20 protein-coding genes are annotated in these 23,142 nt (G+C 64.1%); 13 read left to right on the top strand and 7 right to left on the bottom strand.

Features of this window, described 5'->3' with window-relative positions; genetic code table 11:
• Nucleotides 1-165 precede the first annotated feature (165 nt).
• From PMI20_RS19110 to PMI20_RS19075, 8 genes are all read left to right on the top strand, one after another.
• Nucleotides 166-1,104, top strand: coding sequence for a Ppx/GppA family phosphatase (locus tag PMI20_RS19110; RefSeq protein ID WP_007932616.1), 939 nt, complete (start codon nucleotides 166-168; stop codon nucleotides 1,102-1,104).
• 251 nt (nucleotides 1,105-1,355) lie between these two features.
• Nucleotides 1,356-2,327, top strand: coding sequence for a Bug family tripartite tricarboxylate transporter substrate binding protein (locus PMI20_RS19105; RefSeq protein ID WP_007932617.1), 972 nt, complete (start codon nucleotides 1,356-1,358; stop codon nucleotides 2,325-2,327).
• A 1-nt stretch (nucleotide 2,328) separates the two neighbouring features.
• Complete coding sequence (locus tag PMI20_RS19100; RefSeq protein WP_007932618.1) at nucleotides 2,329-2,823, top strand: tripartite tricarboxylate transporter TctB family protein; 495 nt, start codon at nucleotides 2,329-2,331, stop codon at nucleotides 2,821-2,823.
• A gap of 24 nt (nucleotides 2,824-2,847) precedes the next feature.
• The gene (locus PMI20_RS19095) at nucleotides 2,848-4,356 is read left to right on the top strand and encodes a tripartite tricarboxylate transporter permease (RefSeq protein ID WP_007932619.1); all 1,509 of its coding nucleotides are present in this window, start codon (nucleotides 2,848-2,850) and stop codon (nucleotides 4,354-4,356) included.
• A gap of 286 nt (nucleotides 4,357-4,642) precedes the next feature.
• The gene (locus PMI20_RS19090) at nucleotides 4,643-6,058 is read left to right on the top strand and encodes a sensor domain-containing diguanylate cyclase (protein ID WP_007932620.1); all 1,416 of its coding nucleotides are present in this window, start codon (nucleotides 4,643-4,645) and stop codon (nucleotides 6,056-6,058) included.
• 249 nt (nucleotides 6,059-6,307) lie between these two features.
• The gene (gene nspC, locus PMI20_RS19085; protein WP_007932629.1) at nucleotides 6,308-7,405 is read left to right on the top strand and encodes a carboxynorspermidine decarboxylase; all 1,098 of its coding nucleotides are present in this window, start codon (nucleotides 6,308-6,310) and stop codon (nucleotides 7,403-7,405) included.
• A gap of 26 nt (nucleotides 7,406-7,431) precedes the next feature.
• Nucleotides 7,432-8,667: a saccharopine dehydrogenase family protein gene (locus tag PMI20_RS19080; RefSeq protein ID WP_037036272.1), complete on the top strand. Its 1,236-nt coding sequence runs from the start codon at nucleotides 7,432-7,434 to the stop codon at nucleotides 8,665-8,667.
• A 300-nt stretch (nucleotides 8,668-8,967) separates the two neighbouring features.
• Nucleotides 8,968-9,372 (top strand): DUF1801 domain-containing protein, encoded by a 405-nt coding sequence (locus PMI20_RS19075; RefSeq protein WP_007932634.1) that lies wholly within the window; start codon nucleotides 8,968-8,970, stop codon nucleotides 9,370-9,372.
• A 66-nt stretch (nucleotides 9,373-9,438) separates the two neighbouring features.
• Here the strand turns inward: PMI20_RS19075 and PMI20_RS19070 are convergent, their stop codons facing one another.
• Nucleotides 9,439-9,981, bottom strand: a complete 543-nt coding sequence (locus PMI20_RS19070; protein WP_007932635.1) for an Hsp20/alpha crystallin family protein — start codon at nucleotides 9,979-9,981, stop codon at nucleotides 9,439-9,441.
• A 499-nt stretch (nucleotides 9,982-10,480) separates the two neighbouring features.
• Here PMI20_RS19070 and hemB point away from each other — a divergent pair, with 499 nt between their 5' ends.
• Nucleotides 10,481-11,455 carry a porphobilinogen synthase gene (gene hemB, locus PMI20_RS19065; protein WP_007932636.1) on the top strand — a complete coding sequence of 325 codons (975 nt, stop codon included), beginning with the start codon at nucleotides 10,481-10,483 and terminating at the stop codon, nucleotides 11,453-11,455.
• Between the two features lie 155 nt (nucleotides 11,456-11,610).
• Here hemB and PMI20_RS19060 read toward each other — a convergent pair whose 3' ends face one another.
• From PMI20_RS19060 to PMI20_RS19050, 3 genes are read right to left on the bottom strand one after another with little or no spacing between them, the layout of a single operon-like run.
• The gene (locus PMI20_RS19060; RefSeq protein WP_007932637.1) at nucleotides 11,611-13,131 is read right to left on the bottom strand and encodes an FAD-dependent oxidoreductase; all 1,521 of its coding nucleotides are present in this window, start codon (nucleotides 13,129-13,131) and stop codon (nucleotides 11,611-11,613) included.
• Nucleotides 13,132-13,183: 52 nt separating this feature from the next.
• Nucleotides 13,184-13,798, bottom strand: coding sequence for a LysE family translocator (locus tag PMI20_RS19055; RefSeq protein ID WP_007932638.1), 615 nt, complete (start codon nucleotides 13,796-13,798; stop codon nucleotides 13,184-13,186).
• A 33-nt stretch (nucleotides 13,799-13,831) separates the two neighbouring features.
• Nucleotides 13,832-14,200, bottom strand: coding sequence for a VOC family protein (locus PMI20_RS19050; RefSeq protein WP_007932639.1), 369 nt, complete (start codon nucleotides 14,198-14,200; stop codon nucleotides 13,832-13,834).
• A gap of 186 nt (nucleotides 14,201-14,386) precedes the next feature.
• Between PMI20_RS19050 and PMI20_RS19045 the strand changes: the two genes are divergently transcribed.
• The gene (locus PMI20_RS19045) at nucleotides 14,387-15,484 is read left to right on the top strand and encodes a DUF1615 domain-containing protein (RefSeq protein WP_007932640.1); all 1,098 of its coding nucleotides are present in this window, start codon (nucleotides 14,387-14,389) and stop codon (nucleotides 15,482-15,484) included.
• Between the two features lie 100 nt (nucleotides 15,485-15,584).
• Here PMI20_RS19045 and PMI20_RS19040 read toward each other — a convergent pair whose 3' ends face one another.
• Entirely contained in the window at nucleotides 15,585-16,025 is a 441-nt protein-coding gene (locus PMI20_RS19040) for a hypothetical protein (RefSeq protein ID WP_007932641.1), read from the bottom strand.
• Between the two features lie 354 nt (nucleotides 16,026-16,379).
• Entirely contained in the window at nucleotides 16,380-17,168 is a 789-nt protein-coding gene (locus PMI20_RS19035; RefSeq protein ID WP_007932642.1) for a DUF4349 domain-containing protein, read from the bottom strand.
• Nucleotides 17,169-17,384: 216 nt separating this feature from the next.
• Between PMI20_RS19035 and PMI20_RS19030 the strand changes: the two genes are divergently transcribed.
• Nucleotides 17,385-17,798, top strand: a complete 414-nt coding sequence (locus tag PMI20_RS19030; RefSeq protein ID WP_007932643.1) for a PaaI family thioesterase — start codon at nucleotides 17,385-17,387, stop codon at nucleotides 17,796-17,798.
• A gap of 56 nt (nucleotides 17,799-17,854) precedes the next feature.
• Here the strand turns inward: PMI20_RS19030 and rtcR are convergent, their stop codons facing one another.
• On the bottom strand, nucleotides 17,855-19,462 hold the full coding sequence (rtcR, locus tag PMI20_RS19025; protein ID WP_007932644.1) for an RNA repair transcriptional activator RtcR: 1,608 nt from the start codon (nucleotides 19,460-19,462) through the stop codon (nucleotides 17,855-17,857).
• Between the two features lie 204 nt (nucleotides 19,463-19,666).
• Between rtcR and PMI20_RS19020 the strand changes: the two genes are divergently transcribed.
• Nucleotides 19,667-21,217 (top strand): hypothetical protein, encoded by a 1,551-nt coding sequence (locus tag PMI20_RS19020; RefSeq protein ID WP_007932645.1) that lies wholly within the window; start codon nucleotides 19,667-19,669, stop codon nucleotides 21,215-21,217.
• 694 nt (nucleotides 21,218-21,911) lie between these two features.
• Nucleotides 21,912-23,138: an RtcB family protein gene (locus PMI20_RS19015; RefSeq protein WP_007932646.1), complete on the top strand. Its 1,227-nt coding sequence runs from the start codon at nucleotides 21,912-21,914 to the stop codon at nucleotides 23,136-23,138.
• The last annotated feature ends 4 nt before the right edge of the window (nucleotides 23,139-23,142 follow it).

Raw genomic sequence — 23,142 nt, 5'->3', positions numbered from 1 at the left:
TGATGACAGTCCCCTTGCCGCCGAAAAGCCTTTCGTTACCGGGCGGATCAAGGCAGGCGGCTGTCATCTTGGCGTCATCGACGTCATGGCAAGATCGCCGCAAACCGTCTTGAGTGCTCGACAGGCCGCGGCCTGCCGGTCGATGAACCTGCCAGGAATCTCCCCATGAAAGGCGACGCCTCTCTGTTCGCAGCCATTGATCTTGGGTCCAATGCGTTTCGCCTGATGATTGGCCAGCCGGTCCGGCGCAGCCAGGGGTTCATGATCCAGGAAGTGAAGACCCTGCGTGAGCCGGTGCGCTTGGCTGAGGGGTTTCAGGAGGGCACCCTGGACGAGCTGGCGCTGGACCGGGGCTGGCAGGCACTGGCGCGCTTTGGCAAGAAGCTGCGCGGTTTCGAGGCCGGTCGGGTGCGGGCGGTGGCCACCAGCGCGGTGCGCGAAGCCGACAATGCGCCGCTGTTCCTGGCCAGCGCGGAGCGCCACCTGGGGTTTCGCATCGATGTCATTTCCGGGCATGAGGAGGCGCGGCTGGTGTATGCCGGCGTCGCCCATACCGTGCCGGGCAGCGAAAGCATGCTTCTGGTGGTGGACATCGGCGGCGGCTCCACCGAGTTGATCCTCGGGCAGGGCACCCAGCCCTTGCTGACCGAGAGCATCGCCATTGGCAGCGGGAGCTTCGGCGCGCGCTACTTTCCGGGCGGCGCGGTCTCGGCTCATGCCCTGCAGGAAGCCGAACACCTGGCCAGCCTGAAGTTCGAGAAAGTCGCCCGGCGTTATCGCCAGCTCGGTTGGCAGCAGGCCATAGGCTCCTCGGGCACCGCCCGGTTCCTGGCCAAGGTGCTCAAGGCCAACGGCCTGAACGACTATGGCCAGGACGGCATCACCTACGGCGGGCTGTTGCGCCTGTCGTTGCGCCTGCTGGAGGCCGGGCACGTCAAGCGCCTGCGGCTGGCCGGGCTGCAATCCCATCGCCTGGGCATCCTGCCCGGTGGCCTGGCGGTGATGCTGGCCGCGTTCAAGGTGTTTGGCGTCACCCATATGACGCCTTCCGAACCGGGGCTGCGCTTCGGCGTGCTGCATGGCCTGATATGTAATAACGGATGACCGAGCTTTATCCGCACAAGCGGCTGGCCTTCCTCCAGCCGGCCGGGCTTCATGCCGGCCAACCCCTCCCAATCAAGCCTCCCCAGGCGGCCCCTTGGCGGCGGCACCCGGCCCTGGGGGCTTTGTTCAGCTAGGCTGCTCTGGCGGCCACGAAGCGCCGGCCGTCTACACTTATCCGCAGGCCCCGCAGGGTTACGCCCTGGGCGCATTCAACCGGTATCAACAAAAACAATAGTCTCGGGAGAAACCTGATGTTTACAGCACTGCGTCGATTCAGCCGCGGCATGGCCCTTGCCGCCAGCCTCGCCACGCTCACCCTCGCAACCCCGGCGTTTGCCCTGGATACGGTCAAGTTCATGGCCCCGGGTTCCGTGGGCGGCGGTTATGACCAGACCGCGCGGGTTTTGGGCAAGGCCTTGCTCGAGGCCGGCACGGCCAAGTCCGTGACCTTCGAGAACAAGGGCGGAGCCGGGGGCACCCTGGGGCTGGCGCAGTTCGCCAACAGCACCAAGGGCGACCCGAATGCGCTGCTGGTGGTGGGGGCGATCATGGTCACGGCGGTGGAGCAGAACAAGCCGCAGATCAGCCTCAAGGACGTGACGCCGATCGCCCGGCTGTTCACCGAATACAACGTGCTGGCGGTGCGCGAGGATTCGCCCTACAAGACCCTCGACGACCTGCTCAAGGACTTCAAGGCCAACCCGGCCAGCATCAAGTGGGGCGGCGGCTCCAAGGGGTCCATCGACCATATCGGCATCGCCGAGCTGGCGAGCAAGATGGACGTGCCGGTGAACAAGGTGAACTACGTCGCCTACGCCGGCGGCGGCGAAGTGGTGGCCGCGACCCTGGGCGGCCACATCACGGTGATCACCGGCGGTTATGCCGAGCTGGCCAAGTACGTGCAGTCCAAGCAGTTCCGCCTGCTCGCCATCGGCGCTCCGGAGCGCGTTCCCGGCATCGATGCGCCGACCCTCAAGGAGAAGGGCTACGACGTGATCATCGGCAACTGGCGCGGTGTCTATGGCGCGGCCAACCTCAGCGCCGAGCAGCGCAAGCAAGTCACCGACGCGGTGCTGGCCGCCACCAACAGCAAGGTCTGGCAGGACAATGTGAAAGCCAACGCCTGGTCGCCGAGCGTCCTCACCGGTGACGAGTTCGGCCAGTTCGTCGACGAGGAACACCTGCGTCTGCGAGCGATGCTGGTCAAGGTCGGGCTGCTTTGAGATGGCCGGGCGCAGCAGGGTCGTACTGTCGCAGTTGGCGATTGGCCTGGGGCTGATCGCCATCAGCCTGGTGCTGGTCATCGGCGCCTTGCGCTTTCCGCCCGAGATGGGCTTCGTCATCCTCGGTGCCCATGTCTATCCCAGCGCGGTCGCCGCCTTCCTCGGCGCCGTGGGCCTGTTGCTGAGCTATCAGGCCTGTACCGGAGGTTTCCGCGAACTGGCCGCCCATGACGACGAAACCGCCCAGGCCCTGCCCGGTGGCAGGCTGGGCGTGGCCTGGATCACCGCCGGCCTGGTGGCGCTTGCCGTGCTGATCGACCTGATCGGTTTCGTCCTGGCTGCCGGCTTGCTGTTTGCCTGCTCGGCACGGGGTTTCGGCAGCCGGCGTCCGCTGCGTGACCTGGCTATCGGCATCGCACTGACCCTGCCGATCTACTGGCTGTTCAATGCCGGGCTGGGCGTGGCCCTGCCACCCCTGGTCAACGCCTGGATCTGAACCGGGCCCGAAGGAGGTCACACGGTGGACATTCTCTTGAGCCTGGCGACAGGTTTCTCCGCGGCGCTGGCGCCGATCAATCTGCTCTGGGGGTTTATCGGCTGCCTGCTGGGCACGGCGATCGGCGTGTTGCCGGGGATCGGCCCGGCGCTGACCGTGGCCCTGCTGTTGCCGATCACCGCCAAGGTCGATCCCACCGGCGCGCTGATCATGTTCGCCGGCATCTATTACGGCGCGCAGTTCGGTGGTTCGACCACCTCGATCCTGCTCAATACCCCGGGCGAGTCGTCCTCGATGGTCACCGCCCTGGAGGGCAATCTCATGGCCCGCAACGGCCGCGCCGGGCCGGCCCTGGCCACCGCGGCGATCGGCTCGTTTTTCGCCGGGACCATCGCCACGGTGCTGCTGACCCTGTTTGCTCCCATCGTCGCCATGCTGGCGCTGAAGTTCGGCCCCGCGGAGTATTTCGCGATCCTGGTGCTGTCCTTCACCACGGTGTCGGCGGTGCTCGGCGCGTCCATGCTGCGCGGATTCGCTTCCCTGGGGCTGGGCTTGGGCATTGGCCTGATCGGCCTCGACTCGACCTCGGGCATTGCCCGCTACACCCTGGGCGTTCCCGAGCTGGTCGATGGCATCGAAGTGGTGCTGGTGGCGGTCGGCCTGTTTGCCGTGGGGGAGGCCTTGTACAGCCTGCTGTATCAGAAGGAGGAAGCGTCCGGCCGGCATCGCCTGACGTCCTTGTGGATGACCCGCGAGGACTGGAAACGCTCGATTCCCGCCTGGCTGCGCGGCACCCTGATCGGCTTTCCGTTCGGTTCGATCCCGGCCGGTGGCGCGGAAATCCCGACCTTCCTGTCCTATTCCACCGAACGCAAGCTGAGCAAGCACCCGCAAGACTTTGCCGCCAGCAAAGGGCCGGGCGCCATCGAAGGGGTGGCCGGCCCGGAAGCCGCCAACAACGCCAGCGCCACCGGTTCCCTGGTGCCGTTGCTGACCCTGGGCATTCCGACCTCCGCCACCGCGGCGATTCTCTTGGCGGCGTTCCAGAACTACAACCTGCAGCCGGGGCCGCTGCTGTTCCAGACCTCGGGCGAGCTGGTCTGGACCCTGGTGGCCTCGTTGTATATCGGTAACGTTATCCTGCTGGTATTGAACCTGCCGTTGGTCGGGCTCTGGGTGAAACTGCTGCAGATCCCGCGGCCGTACCTCAATGCCGGGATCCTGGTGTTCGCCTCCATCGGCGTATACGGCATGCGCCATTCGTCCTTCGACCTGTTGCTGATGCTGGCGATCGGTTGGGGCGGGGTGCTGATGCGGCGTTTCGACTTCCCCGTCGCGCCAGTGATCGTCGGCATGCTGCTGGGGCCGATGGCGGAAAAACAACTGCGCAACGCCTTGTCCATCAGCCAGGGCGACTGGTCGATCTTCGTCACCCAACCCATCGCCGCGGCCTTCCTCGGCTTGACCCTGCTGGTGCTGGTGGTGCCTCACCTGCTGCACGCCCGGGGCATCAAATTGCAGGAGGATGATTGAGTGGTGCGGGCCCTGCGATAGGCTTCTGGAGCCGGGTAAGGTCGTGCCGCATCGTGCGGTGCGCCTGGCGCCCGGCAATGAGCTGGAATAGGTAAATGGAGCATGGAACCTAGGGACTTTACCAGGGGCAACGGCTGCACTTCCCGGTAATGTCCCAGCCCTGGCCAGGGTTCTTCAAGGACGAAGTAAAGGATGAGGAATGATTTCCTGTGTCTGACGGGGCGGCAAGCGCCTTTGCCCCAGTCGAGATCCCTACGACCAATAGCAATAAAACAGGGTGCCGGTGATGCAAGAAGTGGTAACCAAGGTTTTCTCTGGCTTCGACAAGATAAAAGTCTCGGTGTCGATGTTTGTCCTGTGTTTGTTGGCGGGGGCTTTTGTTGTCGTCAAATTGAATTCGGCCGCGCGCGAGGCTGACTCGGCCCATACCATTCAAGTAGCCAGCAGTTACGCCAGTTCGATCGAAAAAGTCATACAGCACGCTTTGTCATCGACCCATACCCTGGCGGTCATGGTTCATCAGGGCGAGGGCAGGGTCCCGCACTTTGAACGGCTGGTGCGCTACATGCTGCCTATGTACAAAGGCGCCTTTGCGCTGTCGCTGGCGCCGGAGGGCGTGATCCGGCAAATAGAGCCGGCCGCTCCCAATATCCTGATCAAGAACCATGATCTTTTCGAGGGCAAGGATCGGGTCGAAGTCATCAAGAACGTTCGCGAAGGCGAGTTGCGGTTCCGCGGGCCGTTCACCTTGATCCAGGGGCCGCAGGGTGCGATAGGAACGTTGCCGGTATTTCTGCAAGAACCGAATGGCAGGAAGTACTTCTGGGGGTACACGGTCGTGACCTTGAAGTTTCCGGATGCCTTTGCCGACTCCGATTTACCGTTCCTGGAGAAGCTGGGTTATGCCTACAGGTTTTCCGGGGTGAACCCGGAAACCGGGCAGGAAGAGGTGATCCAGGCATCCGCCGCGCCCTTGGGCGCGGCGGCCGCGCGCATTCCGGTAACCCTGTACGAGGCGCAGTGGGAGCTTCGGGTTTCCAGGATCGCCGACTGGCGAAATACCGGTCTGCTGCTGTTCCAGGCTTTTCTGGTGCTGCTGGGGGCCACGCTGATGGCCTGGCTCGCTTACTCCCTGGCGACCTTGGACCAGCAGCGAAAAAGACTGCATGAAATCGCCATGTATGACCCCTTGACCCACCTTCCCAATAGACGGCTGCTGGGCATGAAGCTCGATGCGATTCTCGAAAGAGTGCAAGGGCGCAACGCCAAGGTGGTGGTCTGCTATCTGGACCTGGATGGCTTCAAGTTGGTCAACGATAACCTGGGGCATGCGGCGGGTGACCAGTTGCTGATCATCATCGCCGATCGCCTGCAGTCCTGTCTGAGGGAATGTGACCTTCTGGCACGCGTGGGCGGCGATGAGTTCGTTGTGGTCCTGGATGACCTTGGATCGATCGACGAAGTGGCCCCGATTCTCGACCGGATTATTCATGTGGTCGGCCAGCCGCTGATGATCTCGGGAGTGAAGGCCGATGTTTCCGCAAGCCTCGGCGCGGCGTTCTACCAGACCCATGGGGTGGAAGCGGATCAGCTGTTACGGGCCGCGGACCAGGCCATGTACCTGGCCAAGAAACTGGGGAAAAACAGATACGTGTTCGCGCAAAGCGAGGGGCCGGGCAGGGTTGCCCAAGTCGGCAAATGACCGCCAATCATCGGGCTGTCTGCGTAGCTGGGCCACAAAGCGGTTCGACCGGTCGGACCTGCCACCGGGGCATTTGTCATCAGTCCTCGGAGGGTACCCGGCGATGCCCGGAACGGACCTGCGGGCGGCTTGCTCCGAGCATGAGACGAAGCCCTGACTCAGCGAACTGACCGTCCGCCCTTTCGATATGCCTTCAGTGAAGGCACAATGCGCATCCTTTTTTTGGCTGGCCTGGCCGGAGGCCTCGAAATGATCAAAACGCCGTACTACCTCATCGACAAACAGAAACTGCTCGGCAACATGCAGAAGATCGCCTACGTGCGCGAACAGTCCGGCGCCAAGGCCCTGCTGGCGCTCAAGTGCTTCGCCACCTGGTCGGTGTTCGACCTGATGCAGCAGTACATGGACGGCACCACCTCGTCGTCGCTGTACGAGCTCAAGCTCGGCCGGCAGAAGTTCGCCGGCGAGACCCACGCCTACAGCGTGGCCTGGGCCGACGACGAAATCGAAGAGATGCTCGACAACTGCGACAAGATCATCTTCAACTCCATCGGCCAGCTGCAGCGCTTCGCCGAGGCGTCCGCGGGCAAGGTTCGCGGTCTGCGGGTCAACCCCCAGGTGAGCAGTTCCGATTACCTGCTGGCCGACCCGGCGCGTCCGTTCAGCCGCCTGGGCGAATGGGACCCGGTGAAGGTCGAGGCGGTCATCGAGCAGATATCCGGCTTCATGTTCCACAACAACTGCGAGAACGCCGACTTCGGCCTGTTCGACCAGATGCTGGGCACCATCGAGGAACGCTTCGGCCACCTGCTGCACAAGGTCGAATGGGTCAGCCTCGGCGGCGGCATCCACTTCACCGGCGAAGGCTACGACCTGGACGCCTTCTGCGCGCGCCTCAAGGCGTTCTCCGAGCAGTACGGCGTGCAGGTCTACCTGGAGCCGGGCGAAGCGGCGATCACCCAGAGCGCGTCGCTGGAAGTCACCGTGCTCGACACCCTCTACAACGGCAAGCACCTGGCGGTGGTCGACAGCTCCATCGAGGCGCACATGCTCGATCTGCTGATCTATCGCCTGAACGCCAAGCTGGCCCCCAGCGCAGGCGAACACACCTACATGGTGTGCGGCAAGTCTTGCCTGGCCGGAGACATCTTCGGCGAGTATCAATTCGATCGTCCGCTGACCATCGGCGATCGGCTGTCGTTCGTTGACGCGGCGGGTTACACCATGGTCAAGAAAAACTGGTTCAACGGCCTGAAAATGCCGTCCATCGTAGTGAAACAACTCGACGGTAGTGTCGAGGTGGTTCGTGAATTTGGGTTCGAAGACTACCTGTCCAGCCTCTCGTAAGCTGGCGGAAAGGAGAGATAAAGAAATTGAAGAAGAACGTTCTTATCATTGGTGCAGGAGGTGTCGCCAAGGTGGTGGCCCACAAGTGCGCGCAGCACAACGACGAACTCGGTCGTATTGCTATCGCGTCGCGCAACATCTCCAAATGCCAGGCCATCATCGACAGCGTCAAGGCCAAGGGCAGCCTCAAACAGCCCGCGCAAATCAAGGCCTATGCGCTCAACGCGCTGGATATCGAGGCGACCAAGGCGCTGATCCGCGAGACCGAATCGCAGATCGTCATCAACGTCGGCTCCGCCTTCCTCAACATGTCGGTGCTGCGTGCCTGCATCGATACCGGCGTGGCCTACCTGGACACCGCCATTCACGAAGAACCGGGCAAGATCTGCGAGACGCCGCCCTGGTATGGCAACTACGAGTGGAAACACCTCGAGGAGTGCCAGCAGAAAAACGTCACCGCCATTCTTGGCGTGGGCTTCGATCCGGGCGTGGTCAACGCCTATGCGGCCCTGGCCAAGCAACAGTATTTCGACCGCATTGATTCGATCGACATTCTCGACGTCAATGCCGGTTCCCATGGCAAATATTTCGCCACCAATTTCGATCCGGAAATCAATTTCCGCGAATTCACCGGGCAGGTATGGAGCTGGCAGGACAGCCAGTGGACCAGCAACACCATGTTCGAAGTCAAGCGTACCGACGACCTGCCGGTGGTCGGTTCGCAGAACCTGTACCTGACCGGCCACGATGAAGTGCACTCGCTGTCGAAGAACCTCGACGTGCCCAACGTGCGCTTCTGGATGAGCTTCGGCGAGCACTACATCAACGTGTTCACCGTGCTCAAGAATCTCGGCCTGCTCTCCGAGCAACCGGTCAAGACCGCCGAAGGCCTGGAAGTGGTGCCGCTGAAAGTGGTCAAGGCCGTGCTGCCCGATCCTGCGTCGCTGGCGCCGGGCTACACCGGCAAGACCTGCATCGGCGACCTGGTCAAGGGCACGAAGGATGGCCAGCCGCGCGAAGTGTTCATCTATAACGTGGCCTGCCACGAAGAAGCCTTTGCCGAAACCGACAGCCAGGGCATTTCCTACACCGCAGGCGTACCGCCGGTGGCCGCGGCCCTGCTGGTGGCCCGTGGCGAGTGGGACGTGCAGCGCATGGTCAACGTCGAGGAGCTGCCGGCCGAGCCGTTCCTCAAGGCGCTGGACCTGATGGGCCTGCCGACCCGGGTCAAGGACGAGCACGGCGACCGTCCGTGGAACTGATTCACCTCTCGCTGTAAAGAAACCAGGTGCGCATGGATGGCGTGCCTGGCTCTCGATTCCCGCTACTCCCTCCTGTCAAGACAACTGCCTCCTGCCTTCAATCTCAGGGGCGCCAGCGTATCCGAGCGACGCCAGAAGCAAGCCCGCATCGAGGGCGTGCGGCGCCTGAAGACGGAAATCCCCATGCCAAAAAACAAACCGGGCACCGCGCTGCCGGTGTGACGCTCGTCGGTTACCTGGAGGGAAATGCCCCGTCAGCGATACTCAAATGTCGGGCGACCCCTCCAGAGGATGACCAGGATGAAGAAACAGAGCAGCGACGCCACGCCGGCAGAGCAGAGCGGTTGCGCTTCACAGCTGATAGACGGGCGCATCGAAGAGCTGGGCGACTGGCGCGGCGAGAGGCTGGCCCGGGTCCGGGGGCTGATCCGCCAGGCCGACCCGCAGGTGGTCGAGGAGTGGAAGTGGCGCGGGGTGCCGGTGTGGTCCCACGGCGGCATCCTCTGCACCGGCGAGACCTACAAGAACGTGGTGAAACTGACCTTCGCCAAGGGCGCCGCGCTGGACGATCCGGCAGGCCTGTTCAACGCCAGCCTCGAGGGCAATACCCGGCGGGCGATCGATCTGCATGAGGGTGACAAGCTTGACGAGGCCGCCTTGAAGGCGCTGATCCTGGCGGCCGTGGCACTCAATACGATGCGCTGAGCGGATGTGCCGGCCGGCACAAAAAGCCCCTTGCCGTTTTCCCGGCAAGGGGCTGGCTGGCCTGGGTCATTCGCCTTTGATCTGCACGACCTTGTCCGCCGTCATGGCGGCGGGTTTTTTCGGCAGCGAGATACTCAGCACGCCTTTGCTGAAGCTCGCCTCGATCTTCTCGGCATCGACCCCCTTGGGCAGGTTGAACACCCGCTCGAAGGAACCGTAATGACGTTCGCTCAGGTGATAGCCTTTTCTGTTTTCTTGGGTTTCTTCGCGCTTTTCACCCTTGATGATCAGGCTGCCGTCAGAGAGTTTGATCTCGATATTCTTCTGATCCATGCCGGGTAATTCGGCAGTGATTTCGAAGCTCTCGTCTTTCTCGGTGATGTCGACGGCGGGCATGCCGCGGCCGATCAGTTCGCGCCGCCAGAACGGATCCACATCGAACAGCCCGCGGCTGAAGGGTGACAGGCCGGGGCCGCGATTGAAGTCATCGAACAGGTGATCGACCTGTTGCCGCAGTTTTTCCAGGGGTTGCCACAGGTCGCTCATGCTCGAGCGCCGGGTGGCCTTGTCTTCAGTCTGGATCGGCATTTTTTTCACGGAGTTGGTCATTTTCGCTTCTCCTCCCGGGTCAAGGGGCGGGCCGCGAACGTCCCTGTGGCGACCCGCCACGACAGAACGACAACCGGGCTCACAGCCTGCAAGCCCGGTTCTTGTGCCCGCGACAGCCATCGCGCGAATGTGCTGCCAGGGAGCTCGACTGGAATCCTCGATGTCGTCCCCGGCAGATGATTCGCCCGGGCCTGCTTCTATCGGGCGCAAGGTCCTGCACACGCGGCGAGCACGTGCCGCAGGCACTGGTCTTCAAGGCTGGCCTGCGCAGCTCTGCGTGTCTTATTTAGATCGAAAATCGACGCGACAGTTTCGCCGTTGAGCATTTGCCTGACAGGCGTAACCCCCTGCTTTCACGGCATTGTTACCAAAGCGCAAACACAGTTTTGGCGACGCGGCGTTTGTGCCGGTCGGGGCTTGGGGCATAAGCTTCGCTCTTTTTGGCTGCGGTCTTTTCGCACCCAGCCTCGTCTTACTTGGCCTGCCCTGAGGAAATCCCATGTCCAGCCAGTTCCCCCAAGCCCGTCCCCGTCGCCTGCGCCGCTGCGAACAGATGCGCAGCCTGTTCCAGGAAACCGAGTTCACCCTCAACGACCTGGTGCTGCCGATTTTCGTCGAGGAAGAGATCGACGATTTCGTGCCGATCAAGAGCATGCCGGGGGTGATGCGCATTCCGGAATCGAAGCTGGCCGGGGAGATCGAGCGTTACGCCCGCGCCGGGATCAAGTCGGTGATGACCTTCGGCGTGTCGCACCACCTGGACAGCAACGGCAGCGACACCTGGAACGACAACGGCCTGGTGTCGCGCATGTCGCGGATCGCCAAGGACGCGGTGCCGGAAATGATCGTGATGTCCGACACCTGCTTTTGCGAGTACACCGACCACGGCCACTGCGGCGTGCTGCACGGCCATGAAGTGGACAACGACCAGACCCTGGTCAACCTCGGCAAGCAGGCGGTGGCCGCGGCCCGCGCCGGCGCCGATGTGATCGCGCCGTCGGCGGCCATGGACGGGCAGGTCCAGGCCATCCGCCGCGCCCTGGATGAGGCCGGCTTCAGCCAGACCGCGATCATGGCCTATTCCACCAAGTTCGCCTCGGCGCTCTACGGTCCGTTCCGCGAGGCCGGCGGCAGCGCGTTGAAGGGCGACCGCAAGAGCTACCAGATGAACCCGATGAACCGCCGCGAAGCGGTGCGCGAGTCCTTGCTGGACGAGCAGGAAGGCGCGGACTCGCTGATGGTCAAGCCGGCCGGCGCTTACCTGGACATCATCCGCGACATCCGCGAAGCCTCGCGCCTGCCGGTGACGGCGTACCAGGTCAGCGGCGAGTACGCGATGATCAAGTTCGGCGCCCAGGCCGGGGCCATCGACGAAGCGCGGGTGGTGCGCGAAAGCCTGGGCTCGATCAAGCGTGCCGGCGCCGACCTGATCTTCACCTACTTCGCCATGGACCTGGCGCTCGCCGGGATCTGACGCGCTCCAGCGGTGTTCCAGATGTAAATGTATCGCCCTCAAGGGCCCTATCGCGGGCAAGCCTCGCTCCTACCGATTTTGTAGGAGCGAGGCTTGCCCGCGATGACGTCAATCCAGGCGCTGCATAATCCCGTCGACGAATTTATCTGCCCCCCTCACAGCGTAATCTTGCGCTCCTCGAAATACCGTTCCAGCACCTTCGGGTCCGCCGATTTCTCCGCCAGCGCCACGTAAGTGTCCGGCCGCAGCAGGTAGAAGCCGTTGCGCGCGAGGCCAGCGGCCTGGTGCGCCGGTTCCCAGTCGAACACCGTCAGCGGCATCTGCCGCTCGGCGCACCAGGCGCGCAGGGCGTCGCTGGTGACGCCGTACACATGCACCTGCCACCCCAGGTAGTCGAGGCTGGCGAAATTGTCGGTGACCGAGCCGTGGGCCCAGGGCAGGCGATCGCCGCCGTGGACATGGCCGGCGCTGCCGCAGCTCAGGGGCATGTCGCGGTAGTTGAGGGTGATCTGCGACACCGTGCGAAACAGGAACTCGCGCGCCGCTTCCACCGCAGTCACCTTGGGGATCAGCAGCGGCGCCAGGCGGGTGCGCAGCAGGTTGGCGATCGGCCCGTCGGCGGTGACGAAGCTGAACACCCGGTCGGTGGTGGCCACCAGGCGCCGGGCGAATTCGATGCGTTCGAACTCATAGGTCGCCAGCAGGTGCTCCTCGGCCTTGCCGTTGAGCACCGCGGCGAGCTTCCAGGCCAGGTTGATGGCGTCTCCGATCCCGGTGTTCATGCCCTGGCCGCCGGCCGGGCTGTGCACGTGGGCGGCATCGCCAAGCAGAAAGGCGCGGCCGCTGAAGAAGCGCTCGGCCACCCGATGATGCACGCGGTAGGTGGAGAACCAGTTGACCTTGTCGACCTGGACCTTGAGGTTGTCCATGGCGCGCCGGCTGACGTCCTCGAACTTCAGGGTTTGCGCCTGTTCGGCACGTTCGTCGCGCACCGTGCCGATCAGCCGTGCCCGGCCTTCGCCAGCCAGCGGAAAGACCGCGAGGAAGTCCGCCTCGTCGAGGTCCGCGTGCAACTCGCCATTGAGCGCCGGCCCGCGGGCGTCGACATCGGCCACATAAAACACCTGCTGATAGGTGCCGCCGGGAAAGTCGATGCCCAGGGTCTTGCGCACTGTCGAATGGGCGCCGTCGCAGCCGGCCAGGTAGAAGGCCTGGCAGGTTTCCTCCTGGCCGTCGGGGCCGCGCAGCTGGGCGCTGACCAGGTGGCCGTGGTCGATGAAGCCCAGCAGTTCGGTCTGGCGCTCGACCGTCACGCCGAAACGTTGCAGACGCTCGATCAGCAGTTGCTCGTGCTGGTCTTGCGGGTAGATTTCCAGGAAGGGGTAGGGCGTCAGGTCGGCGCCGATGCTGCTCAGGGGCAGGTTGGCGGCCTGTTCGCCCTTGACCCAGAGGTTGGCGGCCGGCACTCGGTGACCCTGGTCGAGGATCGCCTGGGTCAGGTCCAGCTGGCGGTACAGCTCAAGGGTCCGGGCCTGCACCGCCAGGGCCCGGGAGGTGGTGCCGGGGCCGGCGGTCTGGTCGAGGATGCGCACCTTGACCCCTTGCCGGCTCAGCCACAGCGCCAGAACCAGGCCGGTGGGGCCGGCGCCAATGATCAGTACGTCGCTGCGGTTCATGTCCTTGCCCTCGTCGAGAGATCAATGTCATGCCGGTTTCGTGTACCAGGTTTCAGCGCTGGGCGAACGCCAGGTTCAGGCCCAGGGCGGCGAAGCTCGCGGCAAAGCTGCGGCGCAGCCAGTTCTGCACCTGGGGCGACTCGATCACCGCCTTGCGGAACAGGTTGGCCAGCAGGCCGTAGATCACGAATACGGCGAAGGTCATCGCCATGAACACACCGCTCAGGCCGAGCATCTGCATGGCCGGCGAGGGGCCGTCGTGGCTGATGAACTGCGGCAGGAAGGCCAGGAAGAAAATCGTCAGCTTGGGGTTGAGGATGTTCAGCAGGCAGGCCTTGAGCACCAGGCCGCCGGCGCTGGTGGCGGGCAAGCGGGTGTCCACGGCGAAGGCCGAGCGGTCGCGCCAGGTGGCGTAGGCCAGGTACAACAGGTAGGCGACCCCGGCGAACTTCAAGCCCTGGAAGGCCAGCGCGCTGGTGTGCAGGATGGCCGACAGGCCCAGCACCGAGGCCAGCAAGTGCGGGACTATCCCGGCGGTGCAGCCGATGGCGGTGAACAGGCTGGCGCGCTTGCCGGCCACCAGCGCCGTGGAAATGGTCAGGATCACGCCGCTGCCGGGGATCAGCACGACGATCAGCGAGGTGATGAGAAAATCCAGTGAGAGCATGGCGCAGGGAACTCCAGGACAGGTAAAGGACGCTCAGGTCTGGCTGAACACTTCCAGCAGGTGGCCGTCGGGGTCATCAAAATACACCCGGCGTCCGCCTTCGTGGCGGTTGATTTCATTGGGGCGCTGCTTGCCCGGGTCGGCCCAGAACGCCAGGCCGCGCTGGCGAATGCGTTGCAGTATCGGTTCGAAGTCGTCGGCGGCGACCAGAAAGGCGTAGTGCTGGGAAGCGATGGGCGGGTCGTTGTCGTAGTAATCCAGGGACACGCCGTTATCCAGCTGCACCACCAGCATCGGGCCGAAGGGCACAGGTGGCGGCAGGCCGAGCAGTTGCACGAGAAAATCCGCCGACCGTTGCTTGTCGCGGCACCAGACGATGGTGTGGTTGAGTTGCACGCTCACGATGGGCCCCCTGTGTTGTTTTTCTGTGGGCGATGAGGTTTCAGATTAGGTGAAATTCGCCGTCGGTCACGGGGAATGCTCAAATGGCCTGTCGCTGGCACGGAACAGCGCGGCGCCTTGAGGGTCGATATCCGCGGCGACGCATGCACCTCAAGCGCGGGCCACCTTCGGAATTACTGGGAAGCCATGTCTATAAAACCTCTGCATTCAATTCGCTGGGCCGCTGTCGCGGCCTCGCTGGCCCTGGCCGGCTGTGCCGGTCAGTTCGGTTCAAAGGCGCCGGCGCCCAGCCCGGCCCAGGTCCAGGCCCAGGTGGCGCGCCTGCTGCCGGCCAAGGTCGCCGATCGCCAGGGCTGGGCCCGGGATATCCAGGTGGCCTTTACCGCCCAGGGCATCGAGCCGAGCAAGAGCAACCTCTGCGCGGTGCTGGCGGTGGCTGAGCAGGAGTCCACCTATCAGGTTGACCCGCCGGTGCCGGGGCTGGGCAAGATCGCCCGCGGCGAAATCGACCGCCGCGCGGCCAAGGTGCATGTGCCGTCGATGCTGGTGAGCGCGGCGTTACAGGTGCGTTCGCCGAACGGCAAGTCCTACAGCGAGCGCCTGGCCGGGGCGCGCACGGAGAAGGAACTGAGCACGATCTTCGACGACTTCATCGGCAGCGTGCCCATGGGCAAGACCCTGTTCGGCGGTTTCAACCCGGTGCACACCGGCGGGCCGATGCAGGTCAGCATCGACTTCGCCGAGCAGCAGGCGCGCAATTACCCCTACAGCGTGGACGGCTCGATCCGCCGCGAGGTGTTCAGCCGGCGTGGCGGCATGTATTTCGGCATCGCCCACTTGCTCGGTTACCCGGTGAATTACCCGCAGCCGCTGTACCGCTTCGCCGATTTCAACGCTGGCTGGTACGCCAGCCGCAATGCCGCGTTCCAGAACGCCCTGAGCGTGGCCTCGGGGATTTCCCTGGCGCTGGACGGCGACCTGATCCGCTACGACTCGATCATGCCCGGCAGCACCGAGCTGGCGGTGCGCGCCCTGGGCAAATCCCTGGATATGCGCAACCCGACCATTCGCAACCAGCTGGAGAAGGGCAACAGCCTCGAGTTCGAGGACACCAAGCTGTACAAGCGGGTATTCGCCTTGGCCGATCAGGCCCAGGGCAAGGCTTTGCCGCGGCAGATCCTGCCGGGTATCCAGCTGAAGAGCCCGAAGATCACCCGCAAACTGACCACCGCCTGGTTCGCCAAACGGGTGGACGAGCGGTATCAGCGGTGCATGGCGAGGTGAGCAGGGTGATAGCGATCGATCGGGGAATCCCGACGCCCTGAAATGAAAAAAGCCCGGCTGATAAGGCCGGGCTTTTTTTCGAGTACTGCGGACCGCACAATCATACGGCGCGACGCTCGATCAGACGGTCGGAGCCACCTTCGGCAACGCGACGTTCGATCAGACGATCGGAACCACCTTCGGCAACGCGACGCTCGATCAGACGATCAGCACCACCTTCAGCGACACGGCGCTCGATCAGACGATCGGAGCCACCTTCGGCAACGCGGCGCTCGATCAGACGGTCGGAACCACCTTCGGCAACACGACGTTCCAGCAGACGATCGGAGCCACCTTCGGCAACGCGACGTTCGATCAGACGATCGGAACCACCTTCGGCAACGCGGCGTTCGATCAAGCGATCGGCGCCACCTTCGGCGACACGTTTTTCAATCAGGCGATCCGAGCCGCCTTCGGCGACCACCGGGTAGGCCGAGGACGCGGCAAAAGCGTTTGCTGCAAGAACCGAGAAAGCGATGCTGAGAAGAATTTGGCGTTTCATGGTGGTGTGCTCCGGGGTGTTGTTTGGTTGGTATGGAGCAGATGTTACGTGGCGGATTTTTTTTGAGAATTTCATTGGGTCGATGGTGACCATCGACGCCAATGATAGCTGCGGGAAGGCCTGGAATAGAGCCTCGCATCAAGTTCGGGGGGCAGGCCGCGGTGCGGATCGCGAGCAAGCTCGCTCCCACAGAGAGGGCGGCATCCTCCAGCACCCATGTCTCATGCCTTGCGCGTTACCTGTAGGAGCGAGCTTGCTCGCGATAAAAATCCCAGGCCCCGCCGTTGCCAAACGCCAACATAAAAAAGCCCGGCACATCAGGCCGGGCTTTTTATCGGGTTGCGCTTCATCGACTCAACGACGGCGCACGAACCGGCGCCACAGCCAGACCCAGATCATCACCAGCGGGAAGGCCAGGATCAGGAACGGCAGCACATAGCTGCCTTTCTCCAGGGCTTCGGCGGTGCCGTAGGCGAGGTTGTCCAGCAGGTTGTCGAAGGCCTGTTGCAGTTTCGAGCCGCGCTGGCTGCTGTCGGTGGGCACGAAGTTCAGGGTCAGGCGGTTGGTGTCGAGCCGGCGCTGGTGCCCGGCGGCGACCTGGGCCAGGGCCTGCAGGTCGTTCTCGATGCTCGCCTGTTCCTTGCTCAGGGCGATCAGGTCGCTGACGGTGATGTCCTTGCGCGCTGCCAACTGGTCGAGGCGTTGCTGCTGGGCCTTGAGCCGTTCCTGCTGGCGCTGCACGTCGGCCACGGCGTCGGCCAGGTCTTCGGCGCTGGTGATGCGTTCACCGATCTCGGCGCCCTGGGCGGCCAGCGCGACTATCGGTTCGACGCCGTCGGGCACGATACGCAGGATCACCTGGGCGCGGTACTGGCCTTGTTGCAGACGCAGGATATTGCAGGCGCCGAACTGGGCGTTTTCGCAGGCTTCGCGGGTGGCGGCCAGGCGCGGCGCGATCTGCGCCGAGGGCAGCGACAGGCTCAGTTCATGTTCATAGGCCAGTTGCGCGCCGGCCTTGCCCTGGGCGCCGCCGACCGCCACCGAGGACGAACGATCGCTGGGGGAACAGGCGGCCAGCAGGGTGCTGAGCAGCACCACGGCGAGGCTGCGCAGCGGGGTGGGGGTGTCGTCCTGAGGGTGCATGGTCGCTCCTTGAAATAAATGATCGTGCCCGGGGCAGGCGGGACGGCTGCGTATCTTATCGTCGATTGCCCGGGGAGGGGCGGATGTCGTGTCGCCGCGACTTATCGCCAGGGATTTGCCGGATGGATACGGCTGGGCGCGGGCACCGCTTCGGGGTACACCTCAGGGACCGATGACCCGTGCCTCGGTCATCGCCATCGGCAACGGAGACCCGTCATGAGCTCGCTCGAGTTACCCGAAGGTTATGCCCCCTTGTCCCGCAGCAGCCCGCTGCTGGAGCTGATCGGCCCGGTGTATTGCCGTGGCAGCGGCCTGCAACTGGAGATCGGCCTGCGCGCCGACCGCCGTCACGCCAACGGTCGTGGCACCGTGCACGGCGGCATCCTCGCCACCCTGGCCGATATCGGCATGGGCTACGCCATGGCCTTCGCCAGCGACCCACCGCTGCCGCTGATCACCGCCAGCATGCACCTGGACTACCTCGGCGCGGTGCAGGTCGGCGAGTGGATCGACGTGCGCCTGGAACATTCCAAGCGCGGCCGGCAGATGGCCTTTGCCACCGTCACCCTGCAGGTCGGCGAGCGGGTGGTGGCCAGGGCCAACGCGGTGTTCGCGGTGCCCGGCGGTTGAGAGTGGACGTATCGCCAGCGACAGCTTTGTGTAGCCGCTGCCGCAGGCAGTTCTCCTTAATCCGCGTGCGCCACTATCTGCTTCCACTCCAGGCCGAAGCGCGCCAGGTACTTGCGCAGGCGGTCGGCGTCATTGGGCTGGGCCTTGGTCTGGCGGGACACGCCAAACAGCTTGCGCCCGGCATCGGACAGGCTGTCGGCCTGGCGGCAGACCTCGATCACCGCCTGCAGTTGCAGGCGGTCGAACAGGTCGAGTTCGACCCTGTCGCCCAGTAAAGTGGCCAGCGGATCCTGCTCCTGGCTCAAGCCCCAGGCATACCGTAGCCGCTCGATTTCTTCCTCGGCCTGGGCTTCGTCGATGCGCCCGCTGTCGGCCAGGGTGGCCATGCGGGTAATGGACGCCGACAGCTCGCGGAAGTTGCCCAGCCACGCCGCCTCGCTGGAACTGGCAAACGCCAGGTAACGCCGCCGCGCCTCGAGGTTGAAGCGCACCAGGCGCCCTTGCTCGCGGGCGTGGCGTTCCAGTTCGAAATCGATGTTCGGCTCGATGTCCTCGCGCCGCCCGGCCAGCCCCGGCAGGTTGAAGGTCCAGAGGTTGATCCGCGCATACAGGTCCTCGCGGAACAGGCCCTGGGCGACTCGGCCGCGCAGGTCGCGGTGGGTGCCGGCGATGATCAGGAAGTCGCTGTCCACTTCCTTGTCCGAGCCCATGGGGAAGAAGCGTTTCTCCTCGATGGCCTTGAGCAGCATCGCCTGTTCATCGAGCCCCAGCTCGCCAATCTCGTCGAGAAACAGCATGCCGCCGTCCGCCGCCCGCAACAGGCCGTCGCGGGCGTTCTGGGCGCCGGTGAAGGCGCCCTTGATATGCCCGAACAACGCCGACATGGCGCCGTCGCCGCGCAGGGTGGCGCAGTTGACCTCGACAAAACGCCCCTGGACCTGATGCCGGCCGCGCTTGAGTTCATAGATGCGCCGGGCCAGGAACGACTTGCCGGCCCCGGTGGGGCCGATCAGCAGCATCGGTGCCCTGGAGCGCAGGGCCACCTGCTCGATCTGCTCGATGGAACGGTTGAACGCGGCGTTGCGGGTGGCGATCCCGGACTTGAGGAAGGCCAGGCCCTCCAGGCGTTTGCCGGCGAAGCGCGAGGCGATGCGGTCGTAGCGCGACAGGTCGAGGTCGATCAGGGCGTGGGTGCCGGTGGCGTGCTGCTCCGGGTCGCGGCGCCGCGCCGGTGAGGTCTGGATCAGCCGCGCCGGCAGGTAGCGCGCCTCGGTCAGCAGGAACCAGCAGATCTGTGCCACGTGGGTCCCGGTGGTGATGTGCACCAGGTAGTCCTCGCGCTCGGTGTCGAAGGGGTAGGCGCTGGTGAAGTCGTGCAGGGCGCCGTACACCTCTTCGAAATCCCAGGGGTTCTTCAGGCCCATGGGGTGCAGGCGCACCTCGGTCTGCGGCGATACCTGGCGAATGTCGTTGGCCACCCGCTCGGCCAGGCTGACGTCCCGGGCGTCAATGCCGTGGATCAGCTCCAGGCGGTGGATCAGCACGTCCTGCTGCTGGCACAGGCCGACACTGGGGCGCCAATGGTTCCAGCGGTTGGCGCCCTTGCCGACGCGGTCGAGGGTGGAACCGACAAAACCTATGGCGACCGTGGGCTTGCCCGACATGTTTATACCTGAAGATAAAAAACGATAAACAAAGATATAAAATTATCAGCAGCTTTGTCTCGCAGACTCGCCAAGGAAAAAACATCTAAAAATAAAATCGTTATAAATCAATCATTTAAAAAATAATTTGCGGAGAAAAATAAAACTGGCACAGCGGCTGCAATCTCTCTGGCAACGAACAAGACAACAGAGCGAGACGCCAAGATGGCCAACTTCCAGCTGTTCAACACCCAACAGGCCAAAGCGCCAGCGAGCAACACCCTGAACGCCGCCCAGGCCCCGGCCTATGCCTACAACGCCAAGCATCGCCTGGCCCAACTGGCGGTGACCGGTTGCTTGAACTCGACCTTCTACACCTCGCCTGAAGGTCAGCTGGAAGTGGTGCTGCAACTGGTGAACGAGGTCGACAGCCGTTTCGTCGCCCAGGCCGCGCGTTACGCTCGGCAACAGGGTCATATGAAAGACATGCCGGCCTTGCTGCTGGCGGCGCTGACCGCGCAACGCTCGGCCCTGGTGCCGGAGCTGTTTGCCCAGGTGGTGGACAACGGCAAGATGCTGCGCAACTTCGTGCAGATCCTGCGCAGCGGGGCGACCGGGCGTAAATCCCTGGGGTCGCAGCCCAAGCGCCTGGTGCAGAACTGGTTGAACAGCGCCACCGAGCGTCAGCTGTTGCAGGCTGCGGTGGGCAACCAGCCGTCGCTGGCGGACGTGGTCAAGATGGTTCACCCCAAGCCAGGCGAGGCCTGGCGCGCAGCCTTCTTCGCCTGGTTGATCGGCAAGCCGGTGGATGCGCAGGCGTTGCCTGAGCTGACCCGCGCCTTGCTGGCCTTTCGCAGCGGTGCGACCACGGCGGTGCCGCAGGTGCCGTTCCAGTTGCTCGGCAATGAAACCCTGAGCCGCGAGCAATGGGCCGAACAGGCGCACAATATGGGCTGGCAGGGGCTGCGCATGAACCTCAATACCCTGGCCCGCCACGGTGCGTTCCAGGTGCCGGGTTGCACCGAGTATGTGGCGGCGCGGCTGGCGGATGCCGCCGAGGTGGCCAAGGCCCGGGTCTACCCGTACCAGTTGCTGGCGGCCTACCGTATGGCCGGAGACGAGGTGCCGCAGCCGGTGCGCGAGGCGTTGCAGGATGCCCTGGAACTGTCGCTGGCCAACGTGCCGGCGCTGCAAGGCGCGGTGGTGGTGTGCCCGGATGTCTCGGGGTCGATGCACAGCCCGGTCACCGGTTATCGCCAGGGCGCCACCACGGCGGTGCGTTGCATCGATGTGGCGGCCCTGGTGGCGGCAGCGGTGTTGCGCAAGCAGCCGGCGGCGCGGGTCATGCCGTTCGAGGTCGGGGTGGTGGATATCCGCCTCAACCCGCGGGACAGCGTGATGAGCAATGCGCAGAAACTGGCGGCCATCGGCGGTGGCGGGACCAACTGCTCGGCGCCCCTGGCACAACTGGCCAACGCCAAGTGCAAGGTGGACACCCTGATCCTGGTCTCGGACAACGAGTCGTGGATCGATGCGCGGCGCCATGGGGCGACCGAGACCCTGCGCCAGTGGGAGCGGATCAAGGCCATCAACCCGCAGGCGCGGCTGGTGTGCATCGATATGCAACCCGGGGCCACCACCCAGGCGCCGGACCGCGAGGACATCCTCAACGTCGGCGGTTTCAGTGACGCGGTGTTCGATGTGATCCAGCAGTTCACCGCAGGCAACTACGGTGCGCAGCACTGGGTCGAGGCGATCGAGGCGATGGCGCCCTGATCGGCAAGGCATGAGATAAACCGTGCGCCGCTCACCCGGCGCACGCCGAAGAATTTTTGTTCATAGGCCCCGAATACCGCTGTGACTACATCCAAAGACGTCTCAGCAAATCTTGTCAGGGCCTGTGAAGGCACGAATGCCAGTGGCTGTACATCATGGTTATGCCGGTTCGATTCCGGCGATCAGTCACTCCTTTTGTCGTGCCACCTTTTTTGCGGTTTCAGCGACGAATGCTGATGGAACTACATCCCAGATTCGTGATGCGGGTTCGAGTCCCGCCGGTGCCTGAAAAGGCGCCGTAGTTCAAAGGTCAGAACACGAGTGCACTGTTTCATCGACCCTTGTCGTCGCAGGTTTTTCTCCCGCCCGAGCGGGATGGCAGCGAATGCCACAGGTACTACATCGTGTCGCGGGTTCGAATCCCGCCAGCCGCAAGGCTGTAGCTCAGACGGTAGAGCGCATGTGCCTGTTCTCTTGTCGCTGCCCGCAGGCCTGGCCTGCACCGATTGACCCGGCGAATGCCGGTGGAACTACAGGACAGCGTGGTCGCGGGTTCGATTCCCGCCAACCGCAAGGGAGTAGCTCAGTGGCAGAGCGCGCTGCATGTTCCGCCTTCACTGGTCGCCGTTTTATGCCGGACCACCGGCCACCGAACAAGGCTGGATTTTCAGCCACAGAAAAAAGAGTCAGGAACATGGAACACAAGACCTACCAACTGCTGGAAGTCGCCAACGGCAAGCCGATCAAGATGTGGACCGAGGGCGTGCCCGTGGAAAACGAAGCCCGCCAGCAATTGATGAACACCGCGAAGATGCCGTTCATCTTCAAGCACCTGGCGGTGATGCCGGATGTGCACCTGGGCAAGGGCTCGACCATCGGCAGCGTGATCCCCACCCTGGGCGCGATCATCCCGGCGGCGGTCGGGGTGGATATCGGCTGCGGCATGATCGCCGCCCGCACCTCGCTGACCGCAGCCGACCTGCCGGATAACCTGCACGGTTTGCGCAGCGCCATCGAACAGGCGGTGCCCCATGGCCGCACCTCGCCGCGCAGCGGCCGCGACAAGGGCGCCTGGGGCGACGTGCCGCGCCAGGCCGACCACGCCTGGGCGGCCTTGCAGCCACGCTTCAAGGCGATCACCGACAAGTACCCGGCGCTGGCCAACAGCAACAACCGCCAGCACCTGGGCACCCTCGGCGGCGGCAACCACTTCATCGAGGTCTGCCTGGATGAGGCCAACCGGGTCTGGTTCATGCTCCACAGCGGTTCCCGTGGCGTGGGCAACGCCATCGGCAACCTGTTCATTCACCTGGCCCAGGCGGACATGCGCCAGCACATCGCCAACCTGCCGGACCGCGACCTGGCCTACTTCGAGGAAGGCAGCCGGCACTTCGACGATTACGTCGAGGCCGTGGCCTGGGCCCAGGATTTTGCCCGGCACAACCGTGAACTGATGATGCAGCTGGTGATCCAGGCCACCCGCCAGGTGATCCGCAAGCCCTTCGAGGTGGCGCTGGAGGCCGTGAACTGCCACCACAACTACGTGCAGAAGGAACGCCACTTCGGTGAAGAGGTGCTGGTGACCCGCAAGGGCGCGGTGTCGGCGAAGAAGGGCGAGCTGGGGATCATCCCGGGATCGATGGGCGCCAAGAGCTTCATCGTTCGCGGGCTGGGCAACGAGGAGGCGTTCTGCTCCTGCAGCCACGGTGCCGGGCGCACCATGAGCCGCACCAAGGCCAAGAACACCTTCACCCTGGCCGACCAGATCCGCGCCACCGCCCATGTGGAATGCCGCAAGGACACCGCGGTGATCGATGAAATCCCGATGGCCTACAAGGACATCGACCACGTCATGCACGCCCAGCGCGAGCTGGTGGAAGTGCTGCACACCCTGCGTCAGGTGGTGTGCGTCAAGGGGTAGAACA

The sequence above is a fragment of the Pseudomonas sp. GM17 genome (assembly GCF_000282175.2).
Taxonomy (GTDB): Bacteria; Pseudomonadota; Gammaproteobacteria; order Pseudomonadales; family Pseudomonadaceae; genus Aquipseudomonas; species Aquipseudomonas chlororaphis.
This window is presented reverse-complemented; position numbering and strand designations above follow the sequence as displayed.